Source organism: Streptomyces gamaensis (assembly GCF_042656465.1).
Lineage (GTDB): Bacteria > Actinomycetota > Actinomycetes > Streptomycetales > Streptomycetaceae > Streptomyces > Streptomyces gamaensis.
Map to the genome: position 1 here is coordinate 332,071 of NZ_JBHSPB010000005.1, position 23,312 is coordinate 355,382.

20 protein-coding genes and 1 tRNA gene are annotated in these 23,312 nt (G+C 73.0%); 12 read left to right on the forward strand and 9 right to left on the reverse strand.

Annotation, left to right across the window (positions count from 1 at the left end; all coding sequences use genetic code 11):
- Positions 1-116: 116 nt before the first annotated feature.
- Complete coding sequence (locus ACFP1Z_RS10895; RefSeq protein WP_390315826.1) at positions 117-773, reverse strand: TetR/AcrR family transcriptional regulator; 657 nt, start codon at positions 771-773, stop codon at positions 117-119.
- A 109-nt stretch (positions 774-882) separates the two neighbouring features.
- Between ACFP1Z_RS10895 and ACFP1Z_RS10900 the strand changes: the two genes are divergently transcribed.
- Positions 883-1,572: a lysophospholipid acyltransferase family protein gene (locus ACFP1Z_RS10900; RefSeq protein ID WP_390315827.1), complete on the forward strand. Its 690-nt coding sequence runs from the start codon at positions 883-885 to the stop codon at positions 1,570-1,572.
- 119 nt (positions 1,573-1,691) lie between these two features.
- Positions 1,692-2,249, forward strand: coding sequence for a DM13 domain-containing protein (locus tag ACFP1Z_RS10905; RefSeq protein WP_390315829.1), 558 nt, complete (start codon positions 1,692-1,694; stop codon positions 2,247-2,249).
- Here the strand turns inward: ACFP1Z_RS10905 and ACFP1Z_RS10910 are convergent.
- Positions 2,236-2,754, reverse strand: coding sequence for a hypothetical protein (locus tag ACFP1Z_RS10910; RefSeq protein ID WP_390315830.1), 519 nt, complete (start codon positions 2,752-2,754; stop codon positions 2,236-2,238). The two genes, ACFP1Z_RS10905 and ACFP1Z_RS10910, sit on opposite strands and share 14 nt — an antisense overlap.
- Before the next feature lie 124 nt (positions 2,755-2,878).
- A complete protein-coding gene (locus tag ACFP1Z_RS10915) occupies positions 2,879-3,748 on the reverse strand; it encodes an SGNH/GDSL hydrolase family protein (RefSeq protein WP_390315831.1) in 870 nt (289 codons plus the stop codon).
- 136 nt (positions 3,749-3,884) lie between these two features.
- On the opposite strand from ACFP1Z_RS10915, the gene ACFP1Z_RS10920 reads away from it, so the two are divergent.
- From ACFP1Z_RS10920 to ACFP1Z_RS10955, 8 genes are all read left to right on the forward strand, one after another.
- Positions 3,885-4,397: a MarR family winged helix-turn-helix transcriptional regulator gene (locus tag ACFP1Z_RS10920; protein WP_390315832.1), complete on the forward strand. Its 513-nt coding sequence runs from the start codon at positions 3,885-3,887 to the stop codon at positions 4,395-4,397.
- Positions 4,366-5,271, forward strand: a complete 906-nt coding sequence (locus tag ACFP1Z_RS10925) for an ABC transporter ATP-binding protein (protein ID WP_390315833.1) — start codon at positions 4,366-4,368, stop codon at positions 5,269-5,271. The genes ACFP1Z_RS10920 and ACFP1Z_RS10925 overlap by 32 nt, the downstream gene beginning before the upstream one ends.
- A complete protein-coding gene (locus tag ACFP1Z_RS10930) occupies positions 5,231-6,085 on the forward strand; it encodes an ABC transporter permease (protein ID WP_390315834.1) in 855 nt (284 codons plus the stop codon). The genes ACFP1Z_RS10925 and ACFP1Z_RS10930 overlap by 41 nt, the downstream gene beginning before the upstream one ends.
- Positions 6,086-6,124: 39 nt before the next feature.
- Positions 6,125-7,303 (forward strand): M1 family metallopeptidase, encoded by a 1,179-nt coding sequence (locus tag ACFP1Z_RS10935; protein ID WP_390315835.1) that lies wholly within the window; start codon positions 6,125-6,127, stop codon positions 7,301-7,303.
- 412 nt (positions 7,304-7,715) lie between these two features.
- Complete coding sequence (locus ACFP1Z_RS10940; protein WP_390315836.1) at positions 7,716-11,792, forward strand: Pls/PosA family non-ribosomal peptide synthetase; 4,077 nt, start codon at positions 7,716-7,718, stop codon at positions 11,790-11,792.
- 170 nt (positions 11,793-11,962) lie between these two features.
- Positions 11,963-13,369, forward strand: a complete 1,407-nt coding sequence (locus tag ACFP1Z_RS10945) for an aspartate aminotransferase family protein (protein ID WP_390315837.1) — start codon at positions 11,963-11,965, stop codon at positions 13,367-13,369.
- A gap of 15 nt (positions 13,370-13,384) precedes the next feature.
- Entirely contained in the window at positions 13,385-14,200 is an 816-nt protein-coding gene (locus ACFP1Z_RS10950; RefSeq protein ID WP_390315838.1) for an aspartate kinase, read from the forward strand.
- A 191-nt stretch (positions 14,201-14,391) separates the two neighbouring features.
- Positions 14,392-15,609, forward strand: coding sequence for a macrolide family glycosyltransferase (locus ACFP1Z_RS10955; protein ID WP_390315839.1), 1,218 nt, complete (start codon positions 14,392-14,394; stop codon positions 15,607-15,609).
- Positions 15,610-15,641: 32 nt separating this feature from the next.
- Here ACFP1Z_RS10955 and ACFP1Z_RS10960 read toward each other — a convergent pair whose 3' ends face one another.
- From ACFP1Z_RS10960 to ACFP1Z_RS10985, 6 genes are all read right to left on the reverse strand, one after another.
- Positions 15,642-15,917, reverse strand: coding sequence for a cupredoxin domain-containing protein (locus ACFP1Z_RS10960; RefSeq protein ID WP_390315840.1), 276 nt, complete (start codon positions 15,915-15,917; stop codon positions 15,642-15,644).
- A gap of 270 nt (positions 15,918-16,187) precedes the next feature.
- Positions 16,188-16,997: an HNH endonuclease family protein gene (locus ACFP1Z_RS10965; RefSeq protein ID WP_465269268.1), complete on the reverse strand. Its 810-nt coding sequence runs from the start codon at positions 16,995-16,997 to the stop codon at positions 16,188-16,190.
- 64 nt (positions 16,998-17,061) lie between these two features.
- Positions 17,062-17,135: transfer RNA gene (locus ACFP1Z_RS10970), tRNA-Lys, on the reverse strand.
- 60 nt (positions 17,136-17,195) lie between these two features.
- A complete protein-coding gene (locus tag ACFP1Z_RS10975; RefSeq protein WP_390315841.1) occupies positions 17,196-19,085 on the reverse strand; it encodes an ABC transporter ATP-binding protein in 1,890 nt (629 codons plus the stop codon).
- A gap of 140 nt (positions 19,086-19,225) precedes the next feature.
- Positions 19,226-20,485 carry a hypothetical protein gene (locus ACFP1Z_RS10980; RefSeq protein ID WP_390315842.1) on the reverse strand — a complete coding sequence of 420 codons (1,260 nt, stop codon included), beginning with the start codon at positions 20,483-20,485 and terminating at the stop codon, positions 19,226-19,228.
- A 77-nt stretch (positions 20,486-20,562) separates the two neighbouring features.
- Positions 20,563-21,135, reverse strand: coding sequence for a Uma2 family endonuclease (locus tag ACFP1Z_RS10985; RefSeq protein ID WP_390315843.1), 573 nt, complete (start codon positions 21,133-21,135; stop codon positions 20,563-20,565).
- A 109-nt stretch (positions 21,136-21,244) separates the two neighbouring features.
- On the opposite strand from ACFP1Z_RS10985, the gene ACFP1Z_RS10990 reads away from it, so the two are divergent.
- Both ACFP1Z_RS10990 and ACFP1Z_RS10995 read left to right on the forward strand, forming a co-directional pair.
- Positions 21,245-22,666, forward strand: a complete 1,422-nt coding sequence (locus ACFP1Z_RS10990; protein WP_390315844.1) for an amidase — start codon at positions 21,245-21,247, stop codon at positions 22,664-22,666.
- Positions 22,667-22,744: 78 nt separating this feature from the next.
- Positions 22,745-23,269 (forward strand): YceI family protein, encoded by a 525-nt coding sequence (locus ACFP1Z_RS10995; protein WP_390315846.1) that lies wholly within the window; start codon positions 22,745-22,747, stop codon positions 23,267-23,269.
- The last annotated feature ends 43 nt before the right edge of the window (positions 23,270-23,312 follow it).

Genomic DNA, 23,312 nt, shown 5'->3' on the forward strand with positions numbered 1-23,312 from the left:
CTCCACGGTTTGCCTTCACACTTGACCAGGATCTCAGGAGCGGGGCCCGGCTGTCATCGGCGGATCTCCACAACCGGCGTACAGGGAGCCGATGTTCGGGGGATTTGTCCGGGAGATCACCGCCCGGCGGCCGGGGTCCGCCGGGGTGCGGCGCGGTCGGGGGAGGGGAGCGCGTGGCCCAGCAGCCGGGCCATGGCCCGGCGGGCGCGGTCGGCCGCGGCCGCGTCGCGCAGGAGTCTGCGGGCGTGGTGCAGGGCGAGCGCCTGCCCCGTGAGCTCGAAGACGAGCTGGTCGGCGTCCGTGTCCCCGGGCAGCTCCCCGGCCTCCACGGCCAGCCGGACGTGGCGGCGCAGATCGTGCTGCCACACCGTGCTCAGCCCCGTGACGGCGTCGCGCACCGGGCCCTCGCGGTCGTCGAACTCCGTCGCGGCGGCCGTGAAGAAACAGCCGCCGGGCAGGACGTCGTCTCCATCCAGATAGGTGATCCACGCCGAGCACAGGGCGAGGAGCCGGGGCAGGCCCGGTGACGTCCCGTCGGCGCGCTGCGCCACTTCGCGGCCGAACACCTCGGCCGCCTCGTCGACCACCGCGAGCTGGAGGCCCTCCTTGCTGCCGAAGTGGCCGAGGACCCCGGACTTGCTCATCCCCAGATCCGCCGCGAGCCGGCCGATCGTCAGCCCTTCGAGTCCTTCGACGGAGGCGAGGCGGACGCCGTGCTCGACGATGGCGGCCCGGGTGCGGCGGGCTTCGGCTCTGGAACTCTTGGGGCTCATGAGTTCAGCTTAGCCGTCAGGATGCTTCTGGGAGAAGTTTAGCGTCCGATCGTTCGGGCGCTATAGTCCCCGGCTGTCACCGCTCTCCGAGCCCTTGCAGGGGGATCCCGTGTTCCATTCGCTCGTCAGGTCCGTGGCCGTCCCGGCGGTCCGTCTCCTCTGCCGGCCCGTCGTCGAGGGCGCCGTCAACGTGCCGCGGCGCGGGCGGGTCATTCTCGCCGGCAATCACCTCTCGTTCATCGACAGCGTGGTGATCAACCTGGTGGCGCCACGGCCCGTGGCCTTCCTCGCGAAGGCCGACTACTTTCGCGGGCGCGGGGTCAAGGGGCGGGCCGTGCGCGGATTCTTCGGCGCCTTCGGGGCGGTTCCCGTGGAGCGGGGTGGTGGGCGGTCGGCGCTCGGGTCGTTGGAGGTCGCGCGTCAAGTCCTGGACGGCGAGGGGGTGTTCGGCATCTATCCGGAAGGCACACGTTCGCTCGACGGCCGGCTCTACCGTGGCCGCACCGGCGTGGCCTGGCTCGCCCTGAGCTCGGGGGCGCCCGTGGTTCCCGTGGCGCTCAGCGGTACCGAGCGGCTGCAGCCCGTGGGCAGGCGGGTGCCCCGGCCGCACCGGGTCACCGTGCGTTTTGGGAAGCCGCTGCACTTCTCCGAGCGGTACGACGGCGTGTGCACGGGGGCGGCGCGGCGTGCCGTCACCGACGAGATCATGCGTGCCATAGGGGAGTTGTCGGGGCAGGAGCGGGTGGCCTCGTACAACGAGTTGCCCTCCGGGGCGGCGGCGGGGGCGGGGCGCGGCTGACGTAAGACTTTCGTCATCGGTTTTCCGGAGTGCGGTGCGGCGTCCGGGCCGTTGGACCGGGTGACGGTGGTGTGGCCCTTCGGGGCATGCCGAGCACGGAGGGTCCGGGAGGACGGGTCATGGGACGGGTACGGCGGGTGCTGCGCAAGCGGTTCGTCCAGGCGGCGATCGTGGCGGTCGTGGTGGCGGTGGGAGTCGGGGTGTACTGGTTCCAGCCGTGGAAGTTGTGGGTGGACGAGACCGTGCGCGAGGCCGCGCCGGTGGCTTCCGGGGCGGCTTCGGGGGCGGGTGGGGGTTCCGGTGGAGGCGCCGCCGGCGGTGGTGTGCGGACGCTCGCCGCCGGGGAGCTGATCAGTCACGAGCACCGTACGAGCGGTTCGGTACGGATCCTGCAACTCCCCGACGGCAGCCGTACGTTGCGGCTGATGGGGCTCGACACCAGCAACGGGCCCGACCTGCGGGTGCTCGTCAGCGACGCGCCCGTCAAGGAGGGCCGGGACGGCTGGTTCGGCTTCGACAAGGGGGCCCATGTCAGCCTCGGCAAGCTCAAGGGCAACAAGGGCGACCAGAACTACGCCCTGCCCGCCGACCTCGATCTGAACCGGTACTCCAGTGTCAGCATCTGGTGCGACCGGTTCGACGTGTCCTTCGGCGCGGCCGCGCTCACGAAGGCGTGACCTCGGTCGTCGCGGCCACGGGGGCCGTTCCCGAGACCGCGCACTCGACCGTGGCGCCGAAGACGTGCACCGAGGCGTTGCCGGGCGAGAAGGTCGCGCTGCCCGCCGTGCTGAGCTGCGCGGAGGCCGTGCCGCCGGAGACCGCGACCGTCGAGCCGCTCGGGACCGGGTCGGGGTTGGTGAAGCCGGTCGCGGTCACCGTGCCGGAGGCCGAGCCGCCGAGGGCTATGGTCATCTCGCCCGAGACGCTGTTCGCCGGGAGGTTCACGGGGGTGGTGAGGGCGGTGGTGGCCGAGACCGTGAGGTCGGCGGTGCCGCCCTGGGGGACGCTGGCCGGGGCCGTGACGGTCACGGTCAGGGAGACGACGCCGCTGGGGGCGCCGGGGCCGGTGCAGGTGTAGCCGACGCTCACGGTGTCGGCGGCGGCGGGCTGGGCGCCGAGCACCACGCCGGTGCAGGCCAGGGCGGTGGCCAGGGCGGTGGCGGCTGCCGTGCGGTTGCGCATGGTCGTGCTCCCTTCCCGGTGGAAGTGTTGTGAGCATGACATCAGTTGCACGGGGTGGTGGAGAAGTCAACAGCGAACGAGGGCGGAGCCCAGGGGGCCCCGCCCTCGGACCGGCGGCTCGGCGTCAGCCCGCCGCGCGGCTGAACACCGGCAGGTAACCCCGCGACTGGCCTTGCGCGTTCGGGTGGTACGACTCCTCCGGAGGGAGGCTGACCGAGTGCAGCCACGGTGAGCGTGCGCAGACCTCGTGGTCCTTGAAGGCCTCGCGGACATCGGCGAAGACGAAGCCCTGGCGGCGGGCCCCGCGGGCCGTGACCTCGTCGATCGCGTCGACCGCCTTGTTGACCGCGGCGCGCTCCGTCTCGGACAGGCCGAAGGCGCAGGCGCCGTGGAGCTGGTAGAGGTGGGGGTAGCCGAGGACGACGACCCGGGCCGCCGGGGCCTTGCCGCGGATCTTCTCGTAGAGGGCCTGGAGCTTCCCCGGCAGGGTGCGGTCCGCGTACGCGCGTGCCTGCTCGACACGCTGCAGGCACACCTTCTCACCGCCCAGGGTGCAGGTCGTCATCACGTCCGCGAAGCCCGCGTCGTTGGCGCCCGCCGTCAGGCTCACCAGGCCCGTCCCCCGGCCGAGCGGCCCGAGTTGGGAGGAGGCCACGTCGTCGGTGGTCGCGCCCGCGCACGCGGTGGAGACGAACGACCACGAGCGGTGCCCGGCGGACCAGAGCGCCGGATACGCCTTGCTGTTGCGCTTGCACTCGCCGCTCTCCACCTCGTACGTGTTCAGGCCCGCGCCGACGCCGGAGGAGTACGAGTCGCCGAGGGCGACATAGGCGCGGTGCGCGGGCGGGTGCGCGGTCGCGCCCGCGCCCGGCGCGGTCGCCGCGCCCCCGAGCAGCAGGGCGGCCAGTGCCCCGGCCACGGCGGTCGAGCGGGCACGTCGTGCCCGGCCACGGCTGCCGGCGGGGCACGCTGAAGGATCAGGGATCTCGGTCATGCCCGGGCAACGAGTCCTGGCCGCGGGCGGATACGGACGGTGGACCGGTCGGTGGAAGCACCGGTTTCCCCCCGCGCTCCCTCCCCTGTTCTCCCTCCCCTTTTCGATACCTCTCACGCAGAGCTACCCTGGCGGTATGGCCGCGGGTGACCTTCCTGACGAGCTCGCCGGGGTCCTGACCGGTATCCAGCGACTGGCCCGGCGCCGGCTGTGGCGCGGCTTCGGCACGCCCCGGTTGCGCGGGGCGCAGGCCGAGCTGCTGCGGCTGGTCACGGCCCGGCCCGGGATCCGGGTCTCCGCCGCCGCCGACGAGCTGTGCCTGGCCGCGAACTCGGTCAGTACGCTCGTCAACCAGCTGGTGAGAGCAGGGCTGTTGCGCCGCGAGACCGATCCCGACGACCGGCGTGCCGCGCGGCTGCACCCCACCCCGCCCTGCCTGGAGCGGCTGCGCGACTGGGACGCCCGGCGCAGCGCGCTCTACCACGAGCACATCGGCGGTCTCGGCCCGCAGGACCGGGCGGCGCTTCAGGCCGCGCTGCCCGCGCTGCGGCGCCTGGCCGAGTCCCTGCGGGGCGACGGCCGCGGCGGCAGGCCCGGGACCACGGGAAGGAACCGTCATGCGTACGACCCCGCGTCCCCCCGACCCTGAACCGATACCCGCGCACCGGCCCGAGGCGGTCGGACCCGCCCTCCTCTGCGACGACTTGCACTACGCCTTCGGCCGGACCAGGGCCGTCGACGGACTGAGCCTGCGGGTCGCGGCGGGTGAGGTCTTCGGGCTGCTCGGGCCCAACGGGGCCGGGAAGACCACCACGATGCGGGCCATCACGACGCTCCTGCCCGTACGGCCCGGCGTCATCCGCGTCTTCGGACACGACGCCGCCCGGCAGAAGATGGCCGTACGGCGCCTGATCGGCTATGTCCCCCAGCAGTTGTCCGCCGACGGCAGCCTGACCGGCGAGGAGAACGTCGATCTGTTCGCGCGGGTCTACGACGTGCCCCGCCGCGAGCGCGCCGAGCGGGTCGCGCAGGCGCTGGCCGCCGTCGGGCTGAGCGAGGCCGCCGGGCGGCTCGCCGCGACGTACTCCGGCGGCATGGTGCGGCGCCTGGAGCTCGCGCAGGCGCTGGTGAGCGCGCCCCGGCTGATGGTGCTCGACGAACCGACCATCGGGCTCGACCCCATCGCCCGCGACAGTGTCTGGCAGCACGTCGACGCCGTACGGGCCGCTACGGGCATGACCGTGCTGGTCACCACCCACTCGATGGAGGAGGCCGAACAGCGCTGCGACCGGCTGGCCCTGATGCACCGGGGCCGGATCCGCGCCCTCGGCACCCCGCGGGAGCTCAAGGACCAACTGGTCGCGCACCGCCGGGAGTCCGGGGCGCAAGGGCTGCCCGAACCCACGCTGGAGGACGTCTTCCGGCACTTCGCCGGCAGCGGGCTGGGGTCCGGGCCCGACGACGAGCGAGGGGAGTTCCACGATGTCCGCCGTACCCGCCGCACCGCCTCCCGCGTCGGCTGACGGCCCCGAGCGGTTCGCGCTGCTGACGAAGCAGCCGCAGCCGCGCGGCGGCTGGCGGGTGCTGCCCGCGCGCGTGGCCGCCATGTGCGTCGTCGAGCTGCGCAAGCTGCGGCACGACCGCACCGAGCTGTACACGCGGGCCGTGCAGCCCGCCCTGTGGCTGCTGATCTTCGGGGAGACCTTCACCCGGATCCGGGCGGTCCCCACCGGTGGCGTGCCCTATCTCGACTACCTCGCCCCGGGGATCATCGCCCAGTCCGCGATGTTCATCGCGATCTTCTACGGCATCCAGATCATCTGGGAGCGGGACTCCGGCGTCCTCACCAAGCTGCTGGTCACGCCGACGCCCCGGGCCGCGCTGGTGACCGGCAAGGCCTTCGCCTCCGGGGTCAAGGCGGTGATCCAGGCCGTCGTGATCGTCGCGATCGCCGCGCTCCTCGGGGTGGCCCTGACCTGGAATCCGCTGCGGCTGCTGGCGGTCGTGCCCGTGGTGCTGCTCGGGTCGGCGTTCTTCTCGTGCCTGTCGATGTCGATCGCGGGCATCGTGCTGACCCGCGACCGGCTGATGGGCATCGGCCAGGCCATCACGATGCCGCTGTTCTTCGGCTCCAACGCGCTGTATCCCGTCTCCGCGATGCCGGGCTGGCTGCAGGCCGTCAGCAAGGCCAATCCGCTGAGCTATCAGGTCGACGCGCTGCGGGGGCTGCTGATCGGGACGCCCGCCCACCTCGGTACCGACCTCGCGGTGCTCGGCCTCGCCGCGCTGCTCGGTATCGCCGCGTCCGCCGCGCTGCTGGGACGGCTGGCGCGCTGACCGTTCCGGGGGCCGCCGCCGGGGGCGTACGGTGCCGGGGTGTGCCGAACCGCAGCGCGCTGCTTCCCGCACCACGGCAGTGACGACTACCGTGTCCGCCGCTACCGGCTGCGGCTGGACTGGAAGCCCGGTTCGGGGCGGATCCTGGCCGTCGCGGAGCTGACCGTCGTTCCCTCGCGCGAGATGCGGGAACTCGCCTTCGACCTCGCCCGGTTACGGGTCTCCCGGGTCGGCGTGGACGGTGCGGCGGCGCGCTTCCGGCAGCGGAAGAAGAAGCTGCTGGTGGCCACGGGGCGGGTGCTGCCCGCCGGGGAGCCCGTCCGGGCCGTCGTCCACTACCACGGGGTGCCGCGGCCCGTCGGCGTTCCCGAACTCGACGATGAGGCGGGCTGGTTCCGCACCCGGGACGGCGTGCGGGTCATGAGCGAACCGGTGGGCGCCCCCTCCTGGTTCCCGTGCAACGACCGGCCCGACGACAAGGCCGCCTACCGCATCGAGGTCACCGCCCCGGAGCGCTACCAGGTATGCGCCAACGGCCGGTTGGCGCTGCGGGAGCCGGCCGGCGGCCGGCGGACGCGGTGGGTGTACGAGCACGACGGGCCCATGGCGCCGTATCTGGCGACCGTGGCGATCGGGCGGTTCGTCTTCCGCGAGCAGTCCGGAGGCCCGGCGGGCGTACGGCTGCGCAATGTCTTTCCCGAGCGGCTGGCGGAGCGTGCCGCCCACGACTTCGGGCGGCAGCCGCTCATGCTGCGTGCTTTCACCGGGCTGTTCGGGCCGTACCCCTTCGAGGAGTACGGGGCGCTCGTCGTGGACGACCGGGTCGGCGATCCGCTGGAGTGGCTGTGGGCGGAGTGCTGCGGCGAGGCGGGCGCCCACGCGACGGCGCTCGGGGAACGGGCGCGACTGCGCGCCGTCGGCGGTGGACCGGTGCTCGGCGACCCGGCGGCCGGGGAACTCTACGACGACCGCCTCTACAGCCGGGGCGCCCTCACCCTGCACGCCCTGCGCACCGTGACCGGGGACGCGGTCTTCTTTCCGATGGTCCGCGAGTGGCTCGCCCGGAACCGGGGCGGAACCGCGGACACCCCGGCTTTCGTCGCGCACGCGCAGCGGTGCTCGGGCCGGTCCCTGGAAGGGTTTTTCCGGGACTGGCTCCACTCCCCGGGGCTGCCCGAATTACCGGTACCGGACGCGCCGGTAAAGCGCCTCGGCTGATCAGCCGACCTGCCGTTGGGGCGGCGTTTACAGCGTCGAAAAAGAAGAAGATGAATCCTTTACTTCCTCGGAACGGCGGCTGGCGGGAACCGGCCGGTCGGCCGGATGCGGCCGGTCCGGTTTGTCTCCGTGTTGCGGGCGGGCCTGGAGACGAAGCTCGTTCTGGTGTCCGGACCTGGCGACTCAGGAGACGCGATACGCCACATCGGCAACCCTGGTGAGGGGCCAAGGAGACACGCAAGCGAACCCCGCGCGGCATGTCAGGTCGGCTCGAATCCCGCTGTTCCCCGGGGATACCGACACCTAGCTTGCTCACGCCCCGTCAACGCGCCGGACACGTACGCAAAAACGCGCGGAACGACGGCGCGCCGTCTTCGAAAAGCATCGTGGCCCAATTCCCGAGGGGGAGCCGGTGACCGGCACGAAAGTGATCCCAGCACAGCCCGCCGTGGCCCGCACCACGGAATCGTCCGCACCCCCGGAAGGAGGTGGCATCGGACACGTCCGCTTTCTCCCGCAATTCTTCGAGCAGACCTGCGACCGTACCCCCGAAGCGGTCGCCGTCGTCTGCGAGGAAACCCGGCTGACCTACGCCGAACTGGAGCGCCGCGCCAATCGCCTGGCACACCTGCTGCGCCGGCGCGGAGTACGCGAGGGCAGCACCGTCGGCATCCTCCTGGAGCGGTCCCCGCACACCTACACCGCTCTCCTCGGCGTGCTCAAGGCGGGCGCCGCCTACGTCCCGCTCGACCCCGCGTTCCCCGCCGACCGCGTCGCCTTCATCGCCTCCGACGCCGGCCTCACCACCCTCGTCAGCACCGGCACCCTGCGCGAGCGCACCCGCGACGCGCACTGCCCCGTCCTCGAACTCGACGCGCTGGACAGCGAGTTGGCCCGGCAGAGCGCTGCCCGGCCCGCCCCGCCCCGCGACCCCGCGTCCCTCTGCTACATCATCTACACCTCCGGCACCACCGGCCGCCCCAAGGGCGTCGCCGTCAGCCACGCCAACATCGTCAACTTCCTGCGCGTGGCCACCCCCGTCTACCAGGTCCGCGGCCACGACCGCGTCTACCAGGGCCTCTCCCTCGCCTTCGACTTCTCCGTCGAGGAGATCTGGCCCGCCTGGATCGCCGGAGCCGCCCTCTACGCCGGACCCGGCGACGACCGCCGCGTCGGCCAGGGCCTCACTGACTTCCTCACCGAGCACGCCATCACCGTGCTGTGCTGCGTACCCACCCTCCTCACCACCATCGAGGGCGAACTGCCCGCCCTGCGCTCCCTGCTGGTCAGCGGCGAAGCCTGCCCCAAGGATCTGGTGGCACGCTGGTCCAGAACCGGACGGCGCATCCTCAACGCCTACGGACCCACCGAGTCCACCGTCACCGCCACCTGCGGCGAACTGCGCCCGCACCAGCCCGTGACCATCGGCCGGCCACTGCCCACCTACCACGTCTACGTCCTCGACGAGACACTGCGGCCCGTGCCCGACGGCACCGAGGGCGAGATCTGCGTCGGCGGCCCCGGCGTCGCCGTCGGCTACGTCAACCGCCCCGAACTGACCGCCGAACGCTTCATAGCCAACCCGGTGGCCACCGACCGAGCCACCGTCCCCCGCCTCTACCGCACCGGAGACCTCGGCCGCATCACCCCCACCGGGGAAATCGCCTACCTCGGCCGCGTCGACACCCAGGTCAAGATCCGCGGCTACCGCATCGAGTGCGGCGAGATCGAACAGATCCTGCGCGAGGACGAAGCCGTCGAGAGCGCCGTCGTCGTCGCCCGCACCACCGGCGCCGCCCAGGACCTCGTCGCCTACCTCACCCTCCACGCCCCCGCACGCAGCAGCCTCGATGAGGAAGACCTGCGCGAACGGCTGCACACCGCGCTGCGCCGCCGGCTCCCCGACTACATGATCCCCGCCTTCGTGGAGATCCTCGACGCGCTGCCCCTGCTCGCCGCCGACAAGGTCGACCGCTCCCGGCTGCCCGCCCCCGCCTCCGCCCCCTTCGGCCGCCGCCGCGCCCCCCGCATCGCCCCCGCCACCGCACTCGAACGCCAACTGGCCGCCGTCTGGCAGGAGATCACCGGCACCGCCGAAGACGAACTCTCCGTCGAGGACGACTTCTTCTGCGACCTGGGCGGCCACTCCATGCTCGCCGCCCGCCTCGTCTCCCGGCTGCGCCGCGAACCCCGCCTGCGCGGCATCGCCATGGGCGACCTCTACGCACACCCCACCGTCCGCACCCTGGCCGCCTTCGTCGGGACCACCGAACACGACACACCCGACCAGGCCCCCACCGACACCACCGCACCCCCGCCGCTGCGGCACTCCGGCATCCGCGTGTGGACCTGCGGACTGGCCCAACTCGCCACGTTCTACACCTGGATGCTCGTCCTGAGCCTCCCGCTGCTCACCCTCTTCTACCGGCTGTGCGTCACCCTCGACCTGCCCGTCCAGGGCCTCACCGGCAGCGGGCCCGCCGCCTGGTTCGCGCACCTCGACTGGCGACTGTTCATCCCCGTCGACGCCGCCTGGTTCGTCCTGGGCACCGGACTGCTGCCCGTACTCGCCGCACGGCTGCTGCTCGCCGGGGTCACCCCCGGCTGGTACCCCCTGTGGGGCCGCACCTACCTGCGGTTCTGGCTCTACGGCAAGGTCCTCGCGCTGTCACCCGCCGCCCTCCTCGCCGGCTCCCCGCTGCTCCCTCCCTACCTGCGGCTCCTCGGCGCCCGCATCGGACACGGCTGCCACCTCGCCGTCCCGCCCGCCGTACCCGCCCTGGTCGAACTCGGCGACGGCGCGAGCACCGGCTACGGCGCCCGCCTCCAGCCCTTCACCGTCGACAGCGGATGGCTGCGGCTGGCCACCGTCCGCCTCGGCGCCGGGAGTTACCTCGGCACCAACAGCCTTGTCCTGCCCGGCGCCCGGCTGGGCGACGGGGCCGCCGTCGGCGACCAGTCGCTCGTACCGGCCGACCGCACCGTCCCCGACGGCGCCTACTGGGCCGGCTCCCCCGCCGCCCCCGCCGGCGGCAGGCCCGCGCTGCTCACCGAGCTGGAGGCCGCACCCGACGAAGGCCGTTGGCCCGCCCACGTCCTGGCCGGCTACGCGCTCGGCGCGCTGTTCCTCACCCTCGCCCCCGCGCTCGTCCTCGTCCCCGGCACCGTCCTGACCGCCTGGGCCGCCGCGACCGGCGGACTGTGGTGGGCCGTCGCCGCGACCGCGGTGGCCGGACCGCTCGTCCCCTTGAGCACCTGCCTGCTCGTCCTCCTCGTCAAGCGCGCACTGCTGCCCCGCGCCCGCGCCGGCATCCACCGCGAACGCAGCGGCTTCGGCGCGGCCAAGTGGCTCGCCGACGGCATGATGACGCTCAGCCTGACCGTCACCCACGCGCTGTACTCGACCCTCTACCTCGTACCGTTCCTGCGCGCGCTCGGCGCCCGCACCGGCCGCTGGGCGGAAGTCGCCACCGTCAGCTTCGTCGACCCCGACCTGCTCGAAGTCGGCGAACGCAGCTTCCTCGCCGACATCTGCGTCGTCGCCCCCGCCGTCTTCCACCGCGGCCGCATCGCCCTGGCCACCGCCACCGTCGGCGCCCGCGGCTTCGTCGGCAACGGGGCACTCGTCCCCGGCTCCGCCCGGCTCGGCGACAACAGCCTCCTCGGCGTGCACTCCCTCGCCCCCGCCACGCCGATCGAGGCCGAGACCACCTGGCTCGGCTCACCCGCGCTGTTCCTGCCGCGCCGCGAGGAGAGCCGGGCGTTCCCCGCCAAGTACACCTTCGACCCGAGCCGCGGACTGATCGCCGCCCGGCTGGCCGTCGAGTACTTCCGCGTCACCCTGCCCGCGACGCTCGGCGGGCTCTCCCTGATCGCCCTGCTCTACGCGATGGCGAGCCTCGCCGAACGCGTGCCGCCCACCGCCGTGTTCGCGCTCGCGCCCGCGCTGCTGCTCGGCTCCGCGCTCGCTGCGACCCTCGTGGTCGTCGCCCTGAAGTGGCTCGTCATCGGCCGCTACCGGCCGCGCACCGAGCCACTGTGGGGGATCTGGGTGCGCCGCACCGAGCTCATCACCGGCCTCTTCGAGAACCTCGTCGTACCGTCGCTCCTCAACTCCCTCACCGGCACCCCGTGGATCGCCCCCGTACTGCGTCTGTTCGGCGCCCGGATCGGGAAGCGGACCTGGCTGTCGACCACGTACCTCACCGAGTTCGACCTGGTCGAGGTCGGCGACGACGCCGCCGTCGGCGAGGCCACCTCGCTGCAGACCCACCTGTTCGAGGACCGCGTCATGAAGATGTCCCGCGTCCGCGTCGAGGACCGGGCCACGGTCGGCACCCGCTGCGTCGTCCTCTACGACGCGCGCGTGGGCGCCGACGCCACGCTCGACGCGCTCTCCCTGGTCATGAAGGGGGAGGGACTGCCGCCCGGCAGCGACTGGCGGGGGATCCCGGCCCGCCCGGTGCGGTTGCGCTCGCCGCGCGGGTGAGGGGGTGCGGTGCGGCTGAGCCGCTTGTGGATGTGCGTTTCGGGCTCCCGCCCGTGCGGATCGGCCCGCGCCCCGCCCAGTTGCCCCGTGCCAAGCGCCCCCACGCCCGTACCCCTTCACCCATCAGAACACCAAGTACCGCCAACCGAAACGCAGGAGAGCGAGCCCCAATGAGCGCACAGACCATCACCCCCACCGTCCCCTCCTGGGCCTCGGCGCCTGTCGTCAGCGGTGAGCTGCCCGGGCCCCGGTCCGCCGCGTTGCTGGAGCGGCAGGAGCGCCGCGAGTCCAACGCCCGTACGTATCCGCGCCGTCTGCCCATCGCCATCGCCGAGGCCTCCGGGCCCTGGGTCCGTGACCTGGACGGCAACGTCTTCATCGACTTCCTCTCCGGCGCCGGCGTGCTCTCCCTGGGGCACAACCACCCCGCCCTCGTCGACGCCGTCACCCGGCAACTCGCCAGCCTCACCCACGGACTGGACTTCCCGACCCCCGCCAAGGACGCCTTCGTCGAAGCCCAGCTGTCGATGCTGCCGCCCTCCATGCGGGACCGCACGAAAGTGCACCTGTGCGGGCCCACCGGCGCCAACGCCGTCGACGCGGCCGTCAAACTCTGCAAGACCGCCACCGGACGCGGCGACATCGTCGCCTTCCAGGGCGCCTTCCACGGCAGCAGCCACGCCGCCATGGCCCTCACCGGGCTCGTCGCCCAGAAACAGCCGGTCCCGGGCGGCATGCCCGGCGTCCACTTCTTCCCCTACTCCTACTGCTCCCGCTGCCCGCTGGCCCTCACCCCCGAGACGTGCGAGACCAACTGCGTCGCGTTCCTCGAACGCGCCCTGCGCGACGGCAACGGCGGAGTGCCCCGGCCCGCCGCCGTCGTCCTCGAACTCGTCCAGGGCGAGGGCGGCGTCATCCCCGCCCGGCCCGCGTTCGTCACCCGCGTCCGCGAACTGACCCGGGAACTCGGCGTCCCGCTCGTCGTCGACGAGGTGCAGACCGGCTGCGGCCGCACCGGCACCTGGTTCGCCTTCGAGCAGTACGGCATCGAACCCGACGTCGTCGTCGCCTCCAAGGCGCTCAGCGGTATCGGCACCCCCGTCGCCATGATCTTCTACGACCGGCGGCTCGACGTCTGGGCCCCCGGCGCCCACACCGGCACCTTCCGCGGCAACCAACTCGCCTTCGCCGCCGGCACCGAGGCCGTGCGCCTCGTCCGCGACGAGGACGTCCTCGGCAACGTCCGGGCCCGCGCCGCCCAGATCGAGGACCGCCTCGCCGAGCTCAAGAACTTCCCCCACGTCCGCGAGGTACGCGGCCTCGGCATGATGTGGGGCGTCGAGCTCGCCGGCCCCGAGGACGGCCGGCCCGCCGCCGGACTCGCCCGCGCCGTCCAGTCCCACGCCCTGCGGCACGGCCTCATCGTCGAACTCGGCGGCCGCGAGGACTGCGTCGTACGCATGCTGCCGCCCCTGAACACCACCGCCGACGTCGTCGACGCCGCCTGCGGCATCCTCCTCGACGCCGTCGAGGCTGCCGAGGCCGCCGAGGCTGCCGAGACCGCCCGGATATCCTGAAGGAGCACACGTCACGTGACCCTCATCGTCCAGAAGTACGGCGGATCCTCCGTCGCCGACGCCGACCGCCTCCAGCGCGTCGCCGCCCGCGTCGCCGGCACCCGCGAGGACGGGCACGACGTCGTCGTCGTGGTCTCCGCGATGGGCCGTTCCACCGACGAACTCCTCGGCCTCGCCGCCCGGATCAGCCCCTCGCCCCCGGCCCGCGAGACCGACATGCTGCTCAGCGCCGGCGAACGCGTCTCCAGCGCCCTCCTCGCGATGGCCTTGGACGCGCTGGGCATCCCCGCCCGCTCCCTCACCGGGGCCCAGGCCGGGGTCCGTACGACACCCGAGTACGGCCGGGCCCGCGTCGTCGGCGTCACCCCCGACCGCGTCCGCGCCGCGCTCGCCGCCGGAGTCGTCCCCGTCGTCGCCGGATTCCAGGGGCGGGCCGGGGACGCCGAGATCACCACGCTCGGCCGGGGCGGCAGCGACACCACGGCCGTCGCCCTGGCCGCCGCGCTCGACGCCGACCTGTGCGAGATCTGCACCGACGTCGACGGCGTCTACACCGCCGACCCGCGCCTGGTCCCCGGCGCGCGTCGCTACGAGCGCATCGGCTACACGGCGATGCGCCGTCTCGCGGCCGGCGGCGCCCAGGTCCTCGCGGCCGGCTCCGTCGAGTACGCGCAGCGCCACCGGGTGCCCGTGCGCGTACGGGCCTCGCACGGTGCCGGGGACGGGACGCTGGTGTGCGACGACGCGGAGGCCGCGGTACGCGGCGTGCCGCGGGAGCCGGCGAGCCCGCCGGCCGTTAATTCGGTGGCCGGGGCTCCGGGCGCCGACTAGGGTGCCGATCATGCACTTTCTCCAGATCTACGGCTGACGGGCCGGGGACCTTCGCGTCCCCGCCTCCCGCGCGTGTGCGCTGCCCGCGACCGGCACCGGATGCCGTCGTGGCGGCCGTGCGCACCCGCGCGCCGTGCCCGTAACTCTCGCGCGGCCGCGTCCGGCCGCAGATCTGAAACGAGTCCGCTGTCATGACCGCACGCACCACCCGCCGCCGCCCCGCGCACATCGCGATGGTGGCCGGCCCCATCATCAGCCACGTCCTGCCGAGCCTGGAGATCATCCGCGAGCTCGTGGCACGCGGCCACCGGGTGACGTACGCCAACGCGCCCGCCATGGCCGACGTCGTCGAGGCGGCCGGCGCCGAACTCGTCCCGTACACCTCCGTGCTGCCCGCCGACAACATCTGGCCGGACGACCCCATCGCCGCGATGGACATCTTCCTCGACGACGCGATCCAGTCGCTGCCGCAGCTGCGCGCCGCCTACGACCGCGACCCCGCCGATCTGTACCTGTACGACATAGGCGGCTACGCGGCGCGCGCCCTCGCCGAGTCGCAGGGCCGCCCCGAGCTGCAGCTCTCCCCGACCTTCGTGCGCTGGGAGGGCGCCGAGAAGGAGTTCCTGGGGCAGCTGCTGGAGCTGCCCGGCGCCGACGCCCACCGCGCCAAGTTCGCCTCCTGGCTGGCCCGTTGCGGGGCGACCACGCTGGACGTGGACGACTTCAGCGGGCGGCCCCGGCGGGCCCTCGCCCTCATCCCCACCGCGATGCAGCCGCACGCCGACCGCGTCGACACCGACGCCGTCACCTTCGTCGGCCCGTGCCTGGGCGCGCGCACCGACCAGGGCGGCTGGAGCCGGCCCGCCGGCGCCGAGAAGGTGCTGCTCGTCTCCCTGGGCTCCGCCTACACCCGGCAGCCCGACTTCTACCGGCACTGCCTGGCCGCCTTCGGGGACCTGCCCGGCTGGCACGTCGTCCTCCAGATCGGCAGGCACGTCGACGCGAGCGAGCTCGGCGACATCCCGGCGAACGTCGAAGTGCGGTCCTGGGTGCCCCAGTTGGCGATCCTGGAACAGGCCGACGCCTTCGTCACCCACGCCGGCATGGGCGGCAGCAACGAGGGCCTGTACTGCGGCGTCCCCATGATCACCGTGCCGCAGGGTGCCGAGCAGTTCATGAACGCCGACCGGCTCGTCGAACTCGGCGTGGCCCGCCGCATCGACACGGACGAGGCGGACGCGCGGAATCTGCGGGCCGCGCTGCTGGAGCTCACCGGTGACCCCGAGGTCGCCCGGCGCTGCGCGCAACTGCGCGCGCAGGTAAGGGGGCTGGGCGGCACCGGGCGGGCCGTGGAGATCATCGAGAGTATGCTGCCGTCGTGCCGACGCCGTGCTGACGGGGCGCCGTAGCCCTTTCAGGCCTTTCAGGCCTTTCAGGCCTTTCAGTCCGTCGAGACGACGGCCCTGACGTCGGCCTTCATCTCCGGGTGAATGCTGCAGTGGTACGGGAAGACACCGACGGTCCCGAAACCGATCGGGGAGGAGGTCTGCCCCGGGTCGATGGGGCCGGTGTCCCACACCGGCGGGTTGGCGTCGGAGGTGGACGTGTGCGCGACGTCGTCCTGGTTCGTCCAGACGACGGTGTCGCCGACGTTGATGACCAGGTCGTTCGGGTTGAAGGCGAAGTTCTGGATCAGCACGGTGTGCTGGATTGACATGGCCGGCCCCTTTCGCCGAGTGCGATTACTTATGCCCGGAGTTGTTCGGGCAAACCCGGAATCACTCGAACCAGCTATCGGGCGGGGGGTGTTGAGCAGGGTGGGGTGAGGGAGGGGGACTGGTGGGCTGTCGGGTGCGGGTCCGGGACGCCTGCGGCGGGCTTCTTCCCCAGCCCCGCCCCTTCCCTCCCCCAGCTACCGCTGGGAGGTGCCCCCAGGGGGCTCCGCCCCCAGACCCCCGGTCCTCAATCGCCGGACGGGCTCATTTTTCTACCTCTGCGACTTCAGCGTTACCTCCGTGCTGGTGTCCGTCGGCAGCTTCTCGTTCGGGCAGGAGTCCAGGACGCGGCCCATGGCGTCCTTCTCCTCGGCCGTCACCCACAGCTTGTACTTCTTCTTCACCGCTATCTGCCGCGCCACATAAGGGCATTGGAAGCTCTTGTTCCCCGGCAGCCACTGGGAGGCGTCGCGGTCCGACTTCTGGCCGTTGGCCGGGCCGTCGGCCGCGATGAGGTTGAGCGGGTCGTTGGCCAGGGCCTCGCGGTCGCTCTGGCTCAGCTTCTGGGCGCCCGTCACCCACGCGTTGCCGAGGGCGATGACGTGGTCGATCTGCACGGCCGAGGACGTGCTGCGGCCGCGCTGGAAGTCGATGTCCTTGCCCGTGTACGGGTCCTTGAGCCTGCCGGAGCCGATGACGCAGGAGGAGGCCCCGTCGAAGTGCACGTCCTTGAGGTCACGGTTCAGGATGTCGTTGCGGGTGTCGCACTTGTTGCCGGAGCCGGGCGCGTTCGTGGAGTCCGACCACGCGCGCCCGAACTTCGCCTCCCGGTCGTACCCGTCCTTCGACGCCGCCTTCTTCACCGGCAGTTCGCCCAGCATCGCCCGGGCGGTGCCCGAAGCGGCCTTGCCGCCCTTGTCGGCCTTGTCGGAGGAGCCGCCCGAGGACGAGCCGGAGCAGCCGGTCAGTACGGCGGTGGCGGCGAGCAGCGTGGCAAGGACGGCGGTGCGGCGAGTGCGGGGCTTCAACGGGACCTCGGAGTGCTCGGGCTCGTACGTACGCGAAAGGGTACGGCCCTGCACGGCACCGCACCCGGACAAAGAACCGGCCCCGCACCGAAGTTCGGTGCGGGGCCGGTCCGTCTCGTGCGCCACCAGGGACTCGAACCCCGGACCTACTGATTAAGAGTCAGTCGCTCTGACCAACTGAGCTAGCGGCGCGGAAGGAATACTACCTGATCACGGCCGGTGCTCTCGTCCGGGGCGGCCCGCTTCCGGCCGCTACGGCGAGCCCCGCTCGTTCTGCAGCAGCCACAGTTCACGGAACAGGCCGGGCACCGCGACCAGTTCGTCGAAGCCGCCCTGCTGCACCACCCGCCCGTGGTCGAGCACGACGATACGGTCCGCGACGGCCACGTTCGCGAGCCGGTGCGTCACCAGCACCACGGCCCGGTCCCCGGCGAGCGTGCGCAGGCCCGCGAAGATGCGGTGCTCCGCCCGCGCGTCCAGGGCGCTCGTCGGCTCGTCCATGACCAGCAGCCCGGCCCGGCGGTAGAAGGCGCGGGCGATGGCGATCCGCTGCCACTGCCCGCCCGACAGATCCACCCCGCCGAACCACTCGCGGGCCAGCAGGGTGTCCAGGCCGTTGCGCAGCCGGGCCAGCACCTCGTCCGCGCCCGCCTGCGCTGCGGCCCGCAGGACCGGGCCGTCGCCCTGGCCGTGCGGGCGGCCGAGCGTGATGTTCTCGCGGGCCGACATCGGCCAGCGGGCGAACTCCTGCGGGACGACGGCCGTCCGCTGCCACATCGCGTACGGGTCGAGGTCGGCGGTGTCCACGCCGTTCCAGGTGACCGTGCCGTCCGTGGGCAGGTACAGGCCCGTCAGCAGCCTGCCGAGTGTGGTCTTGCCCGAGCCGTTCTCGCCCACCAGCGCCAGCACCTCCCCGCAGCGCACCTCCAGGCACACCTTCTCCAGCGCCGGCCGGTCCGCGCCCGGGTAGTGGTAGGTGAGCGCCTCCGCCTTCACCGTCAGTGGCGCGCGCGGTACGAGCCGGCCGCGCCGCAGCCCGTGCCCGCCCGCCTCCTCGATGAACTCCGCCCAGTCGTCCAGGTACAGGCCCGTGCGGAACATGCGCGTGCCGTAGCCGACGAAGCCGCGCAGCGAGGAGCCGACCGTGCGCAGCGCGAAGACCGCGGTGCCCGCCGAGGCCACCGACAGATGCCCCGTCGCCAGCAACATGACGAGCGCCGCCCACACCAGCCCCGAGGCCAGCCCGCCGGCCAGCGCGCCCAGCAGCCCGTAGCAGGCGACGCGGCGCACGGCCGCGTCCGTCGCCGTGTCGATGCGGTCGCCGATCGCCCGGTAACGGCCCAGCAGAAAAGCGGACATGGTGCCCGCGCGCAGCTGGTCGGCGTGCCCCTTGTCGGTCGCGTACCAGCGCAGATGGCTCAGCACCCGGCGGTCGGCGCTCAGCGCGCGCGAGGTCCGGTACTGCACCAGCGCGCCCTTCATGCTCGCGATGCCCTGCGGGAGCGTGGCCAGGACCAGCAGGGGCAGCAGCACCGGGTGCAGCAGTGCCACGACACCCGCCGCCGCGACGAGCGACGCCGCGCACGCCATCAGGTCCTGCGACTCCGTCAGCAGGTCCTGCGCGACGTCCGCGCCCCGGTCGGCGGCCTCGCGCTTGTCGTTGAACCCCGGGTGGTCGTAGGCCGCGAGCTCCGTGCCGAGCGCCGCCTGGAGCATGCGCACCTCGGCCTCCCGGGAGACGCGCGGCCCGAGCCGGCCGGTGATCGCGCGTACGGCGATGGCCAGCAGCGCCCGTACGCCCGCCGCGCCCGCGAGCAGCGCGATCGACGGCAGGGCTTCCAGCAGCCGGCCCTGGACCCGGCCCGAGGCGATCAGCGCGGTGATCGTACGCGTCGTCGCCAGCAGCCCGAACGCCTCGACAGCGCCTGCCAGCAGTTGGCACGTCAGGAGCGCCACGACGGCCCGCCGGTCCACACCCCAGGCCAGACCCAGCGCCTTGCGGACGAGCTGCGGCAGCCTCCTGCACATGCTGCGGGCGGTCAGCGGGGAACGGTCGAAGACGGTCAGGGAAGGGGAGCGGTAGCGTAATTCCTCGTCGGACGACTCCTTCGTCACGGCGGTCACAGGGGCATCAGCAGTCAACTCACACTCCTTCACACAGGGTTGAGGACGGCGCGGAATCGCAGGTGCCGGGGCCGCACGATGCTCCCCGGCCCGGACGGGCCGGCGGCGAACAGCACCGGACCACCCGGACGTGGGACGGCAGCGGGGTGCGCGATGCCCTACCGGTGCGCGGGAGGCGCCAGCGCGATGCGTACGAAGCGCGGGCGGTAGATGCTCGCGTCGCGGATGACGTCGTCCGGAGCGAGGCTGTTGACGTTGTACGAGACGACCAGCTCGCCGGGGCGGGCGAGTTCGGGGTGCTCGTGCGCGTTGTAGGCGAAGACGTTCCGGTCGCGGTACGAGCCGGTGGGGCCGGCCTCGGGCGCCCGGTACACCCCGACCGGGCGGGTGAAGGGACCGCCGGGCGCACGGGACCAGGCCAGTTGCAGCTCCGCGCTGAACGGCTCGTCCGCGCGCTGGGTGACCAGCGCGTACCAGCCGCCGTGCCGGACCACGCTCACCTCGTCCGCCGTGCGCAGCGCCCGCCCGTCGGCGCCCGTCAGCCGGGCCGCGCGGGACTCGTCCGGTGACCAGGAGCCGTCGGCGGTGCGGTACTGCCAGGCGGCGCGCAGGTCGATGCCGGTGACGCGGGCCAGCCGCAGGTAGTGGCCGCCGCCGGACGGGGCGGGTTCGGTGCCGTAGACGTACGTACCGCCCGGCCCCCGCTCCAGCCAGGCGCCCCAGGCGGTGCGCGTCGCCGAGGGCAGCGGCGTGAGCGACTCCGGGCGCGTGAAGTCCCCCCGCCGGAACCGGGCCAGGGCGTTGCCGCGCCGGACGACGTCCAGCGGGCCGGGGCCGGTACGGGCGTAGCGGGCGTAGACGACGTCCGTACCGCCGTCGGCGGGGCGGGGGAGGGCGGCACGGGCCCAGTACCAGTCACGGTCGTCGGTGACGACGGCGGTGGGGCGGCCGGAGGGGGAGCGGCCGGTGACGGTGCGGGGGCCGTGGCCTCGGGCTGCGCTCCAGAGGACAAAGCTGTTGTGGACGAAGGGGGTTGTGTCCCCGGTGCCGCCGCCCGTGACGGGGGCACGGGAGCCGTCGGGCCGTACCGTGCCGAGGAAGGTGTCCGAGAAGATCCACAGCTCTCCGGCGGGAGTCCGCGCGGAGTACGTACTGTCGCCGCCGGTCCAGTGACTCGCGGGGCCGCCGTGGCCGCCGTGGGCGGCGTACTCCGCGAAGTCCCCGGTGAGGGAAGGCAACGGGCGGACGGCGGTGACGCGTGGCGGGGCTTCCCGGTCGAAGGCCGCTGAGCCTTGGGGGAGGAGGACGGCTACGGCGGTGAGGGCGGCCAGTACGGCACGGATCGCCTGCGCGGCGGGCGGTCGGGTTCCGTGCCGGACCGGTTCCGGGCTGCTCGCGGCCGTCGTGTGCGTCCTCATGTCAGCCGGGGCAACGAGCTTCGGCGGCAAGGGTTGCGGTCCCGCCGGGACGCCGGGCGCGCCGATCGCCCCCGCGGTCAGGGCGAGACGAGCTTGTCCAGGTCGAGGTCGATCTCGAAGGGGACGGTCCGGTGGAGCGTGTTGCGGAAGATGCCCGTCGGCACGTACGCCCTGGTCGGCTCGTCCAGCTCGTAGACGTGGACGACGGGCGAGCCGTCCTCCTCTTCGATCCGCCAGTAGTGCGGGATGCCGGCCTCGGCGTACTTGCGCAGCTTGACCGTGCGGTCGCGGTGCGCGGACTCGGGGGAGACGACCTCGACGACGAGCCGGATGTCCTCGGCCGGGAACCAGGTGAGACCGGGGTCGTAGGGCGTCGTCGTCACCAGGACGTCGGGTTCGAGACGGTTGCGCTCGTCGAGCCGGACCGTCATGCGCTGCGCCACCTCGCAGTCACCGGGCGCGTGGCGTTCGAGGGCGGCGGTGAGCGCCGTGCCGAGGCGGCTGTGCCACGACGTCTGCGGCAGCAGCATGAACACCAGCGCGCCGTCGAGAAGTTCCGTGCGGCGCGGCGCCTCGGGCAAGTGGTCCAGGTCTTCCGCGTACCAGCCCTCGGGGCGGGGCGGGGTCATCCAGTCGGGCAGGGAGTCCACGGCGCCACCGTAGTGGTGGCGTGCGCGTGCCGCTGTCGCTCCGCGAAAATCCGTGGCCCCTTCCCACGCGCCGATGTCACACTTCCCGCCGGTACGACCCCGAGGAGCAGTGGGACCACTGGAACTGCACGAGTACGCGCGGCTGGACGCCGTGGGGCTGCGGGAATTGCTGCGGGCCGGAGACGTCGGTGCGGCCGAGGTCGAGGAAGTCGCGCGGCGGGCCTTGGTCAAGGCGCACGCCGAGCTCAACGCCCTGGCGCAGCCGGTGTTCGAGGAGGGGCTCGCGCACGATCCCGGCGGGGTCTTCGCGGGGGTGCCGTTCGTCGTCAAGGACAGCGGGCCGTTCGCGCGCGGGGTGACGTTCTCGCTGGGGAGCCGGGCCGTCAGGGGCGCGGTCGCGGGCGGGGACCACGAGCTGATGCGGCGGTTCCGGGCGGCCGGGCTCGTCGCGTTGGGGCAGAGTACCCAGCCGGAGCTGGGGCTGAGTTTCGCCACCGAGTCGCGGCGGTACGGGCCGACCCGTAATCCCTGGGATCCCGCGCGCGGTGCCGGCGGGTCCAGCGGGGGCGCGGCGGCGCTCGTCGCGGCGGGGGCGGTGCCGTTCGCGCACGGCAGTGACGCCGGCGGCTCGCTGCGGATCCCGGCCGCGTGCTGCGGGCTCGTCGGGCTCAAGCCGGGCCGGGGCCGTACGCCGTGCGGGCCGCTCGCCGGGGAGGTCGCGTTCGGGCAGTACGTGGACTTCGGGCTCACCCGGACCGTACGGGATGCCGCGCACCTCCTGGACGCCGTGTGCGCGCCCGCCGTGGGGGAGAAGTACCAGGCTCCGCCCCCGTCCCGCCCGTACGCGCGCGAACTGCGCGCCGACCCCGGCGCGTTGCGTATCGCGCTCACCACCCGGCCGTGGTCGGGCGTGCCCGTCGACCCGCAGGTCGCGGAGGTCACCGTCTCGGCCGGGAAGGTGCTGGAGTGGATCGGGCACACCGTCACCGAGGCGCGCCCCGCGATCGACGCGGAGGCGCTCGTCGAGGCGACGGCGCTGGTGTTCGCCGCGAGCGGGGGAGCCGTCCTCGCCGCGAACCGCCGTATCGACCGGTCGCTGCTGGAGGCCGTCTCCCGGCGGGTTCTCGCCGAGACCGAGGAGTGCACGGCGCTGGACCTCTTCGCCGGGATGGAGGCGCAGCACCGTGTGACGCGTTCCGTCGGGCTCTTCCTTGAGGAGTACGACCTGTTGGTCACGCCCACGCTCGCGCGGCTGCCCGCGCCGCACGGCACGCTCGACTACGACAATCCCTCTCACACGGTCCGTTCCTGGATCCGGCGCATCGACGCGTACGGGCCGTTCACCGGCGCGTTCAACATCTCGGGGAATCCCGCGATCAGTCTGCCGCTGGGGCAGAGCCGGGAGGGGCTGCCGGTCGGTGTGCAGCTCGTCGCCGCGCACGGCCGGGAGGATCTGCTGATCCGGGTCGCCGCGCAGCTGGAGCAGGCGGTGCCGTGGGCGGACCGGGAGCCGCCGGTCCACGTCGGCTGACATTTGCATGGCGGGCCGGTGACGGGTTACGGGACGCTGTCAACTTGTTGTCGAAAGCGACGAGTTGGAGGCGTCACCATGACCGATCCGGACTTCGACGCGCAGCCCGTCCCCGTGCCCGGTGTCTACCGCGTCGACCCGCAGGCGTCCACGGTCCGCTTCGCGATACGGGCCTTCTGGCTGTTCCCCGTCCGTGGCACCTTCGCGGTCGACAACGGCGAGATCGTGATCGCGGAGGACGTCGCCGAGTCCTCGGTGACCGCCGTGCTCCGCGCGGACAGCTTCGTCAGCGGGCACGCGCGCCGCGACGAGCACGTCCGCTCCGCGGACTACCTCGACGTCGCCGCCTATCCGGAGATCGGCTTCCACAGCCACCGCGTCGAGCAGCCGGCGGACGGACCGGCCGTGGTCCACGGCGAGTTGACGGTGCACGGCGCGACCCGGCCTGCCACGCTGCACCTCGACACCGTCGTGGCCGAGGAGCGGCGGCTGGTGGTACGGGCCACGGCGGCCGTCGACCGCTACGCCTTCGGCGTCACCCACGCCAAGGGGTTCACCGGGCGGCGGCTCGCGGTCGTCCTCGACGTGGTCGCCACGCGCTGAGCGGTCGCGGATCGTCAACATCTGGTCGCTGTACGCACACGTA

Coding starts and splice junctions, on each gene's coding strand:
- ACFP1Z_RS10895 (WP_390315826.1), bottom strand. CDS start 773: ATGAGCCCCAAGAGTTCCAGAGCCGAAGCCCGCCGCACCCGGGCCGCC.
- ACFP1Z_RS10905 (WP_390315829.1), top strand. CDS start 1,692: ATGGGACGGGTACGGCGGGTGCTGCGCAAGCGGTTCGTCCAGGCGGCG.
- ACFP1Z_RS10910 (WP_390315830.1), bottom strand. CDS start 2,754: ATGCGCAACCGCACGGCAGCCGCCACCGCCCTGGCCACCGCCCTGGCC.
- ACFP1Z_RS10915 (WP_390315831.1), bottom strand. CDS start 3,748: ATGACCGAGATCCCTGATCCTTCAGCGTGCCCCGCCGGCAGCCGTGGC.
- ACFP1Z_RS10920 (WP_390315832.1), top strand. CDS start 3,885: ATGGCCGCGGGTGACCTTCCTGACGAGCTCGCCGGGGTCCTGACCGGT.
- ACFP1Z_RS10925 (WP_390315833.1), top strand. CDS start 4,366: ATGCGTACGACCCCGCGTCCCCCCGACCCTGAACCGATACCCGCGCAC.
- ACFP1Z_RS10930 (WP_390315834.1), top strand. CDS start 5,231: ATGTCCGCCGTACCCGCCGCACCGCCTCCCGCGTCGGCTGACGGCCCC.
- ACFP1Z_RS10945 (WP_390315837.1), top strand. CDS start 11,963: ATGAGCGCACAGACCATCACCCCCACCGTCCCCTCCTGGGCCTCGGCG.
- ACFP1Z_RS10955 (WP_390315839.1), top strand. CDS start 14,392: ATGACCGCACGCACCACCCGCCGCCGCCCCGCGCACATCGCGATGGTG.
- ACFP1Z_RS10960 (WP_390315840.1), bottom strand. CDS start 15,917: ATGTCAATCCAGCACACCGTGCTGATCCAGAACTTCGCCTTCAACCCG.
- ACFP1Z_RS10980 (WP_390315842.1), bottom strand. CDS start 20,485: ATGAGGACGCACACGACGGCCGCGAGCAGCCCGGAACCGGTCCGGCAC.
- ACFP1Z_RS10995 (WP_390315846.1), top strand. CDS start 22,745: ATGACCGATCCGGACTTCGACGCGCAGCCCGTCCCCGTGCCCGGTGTC.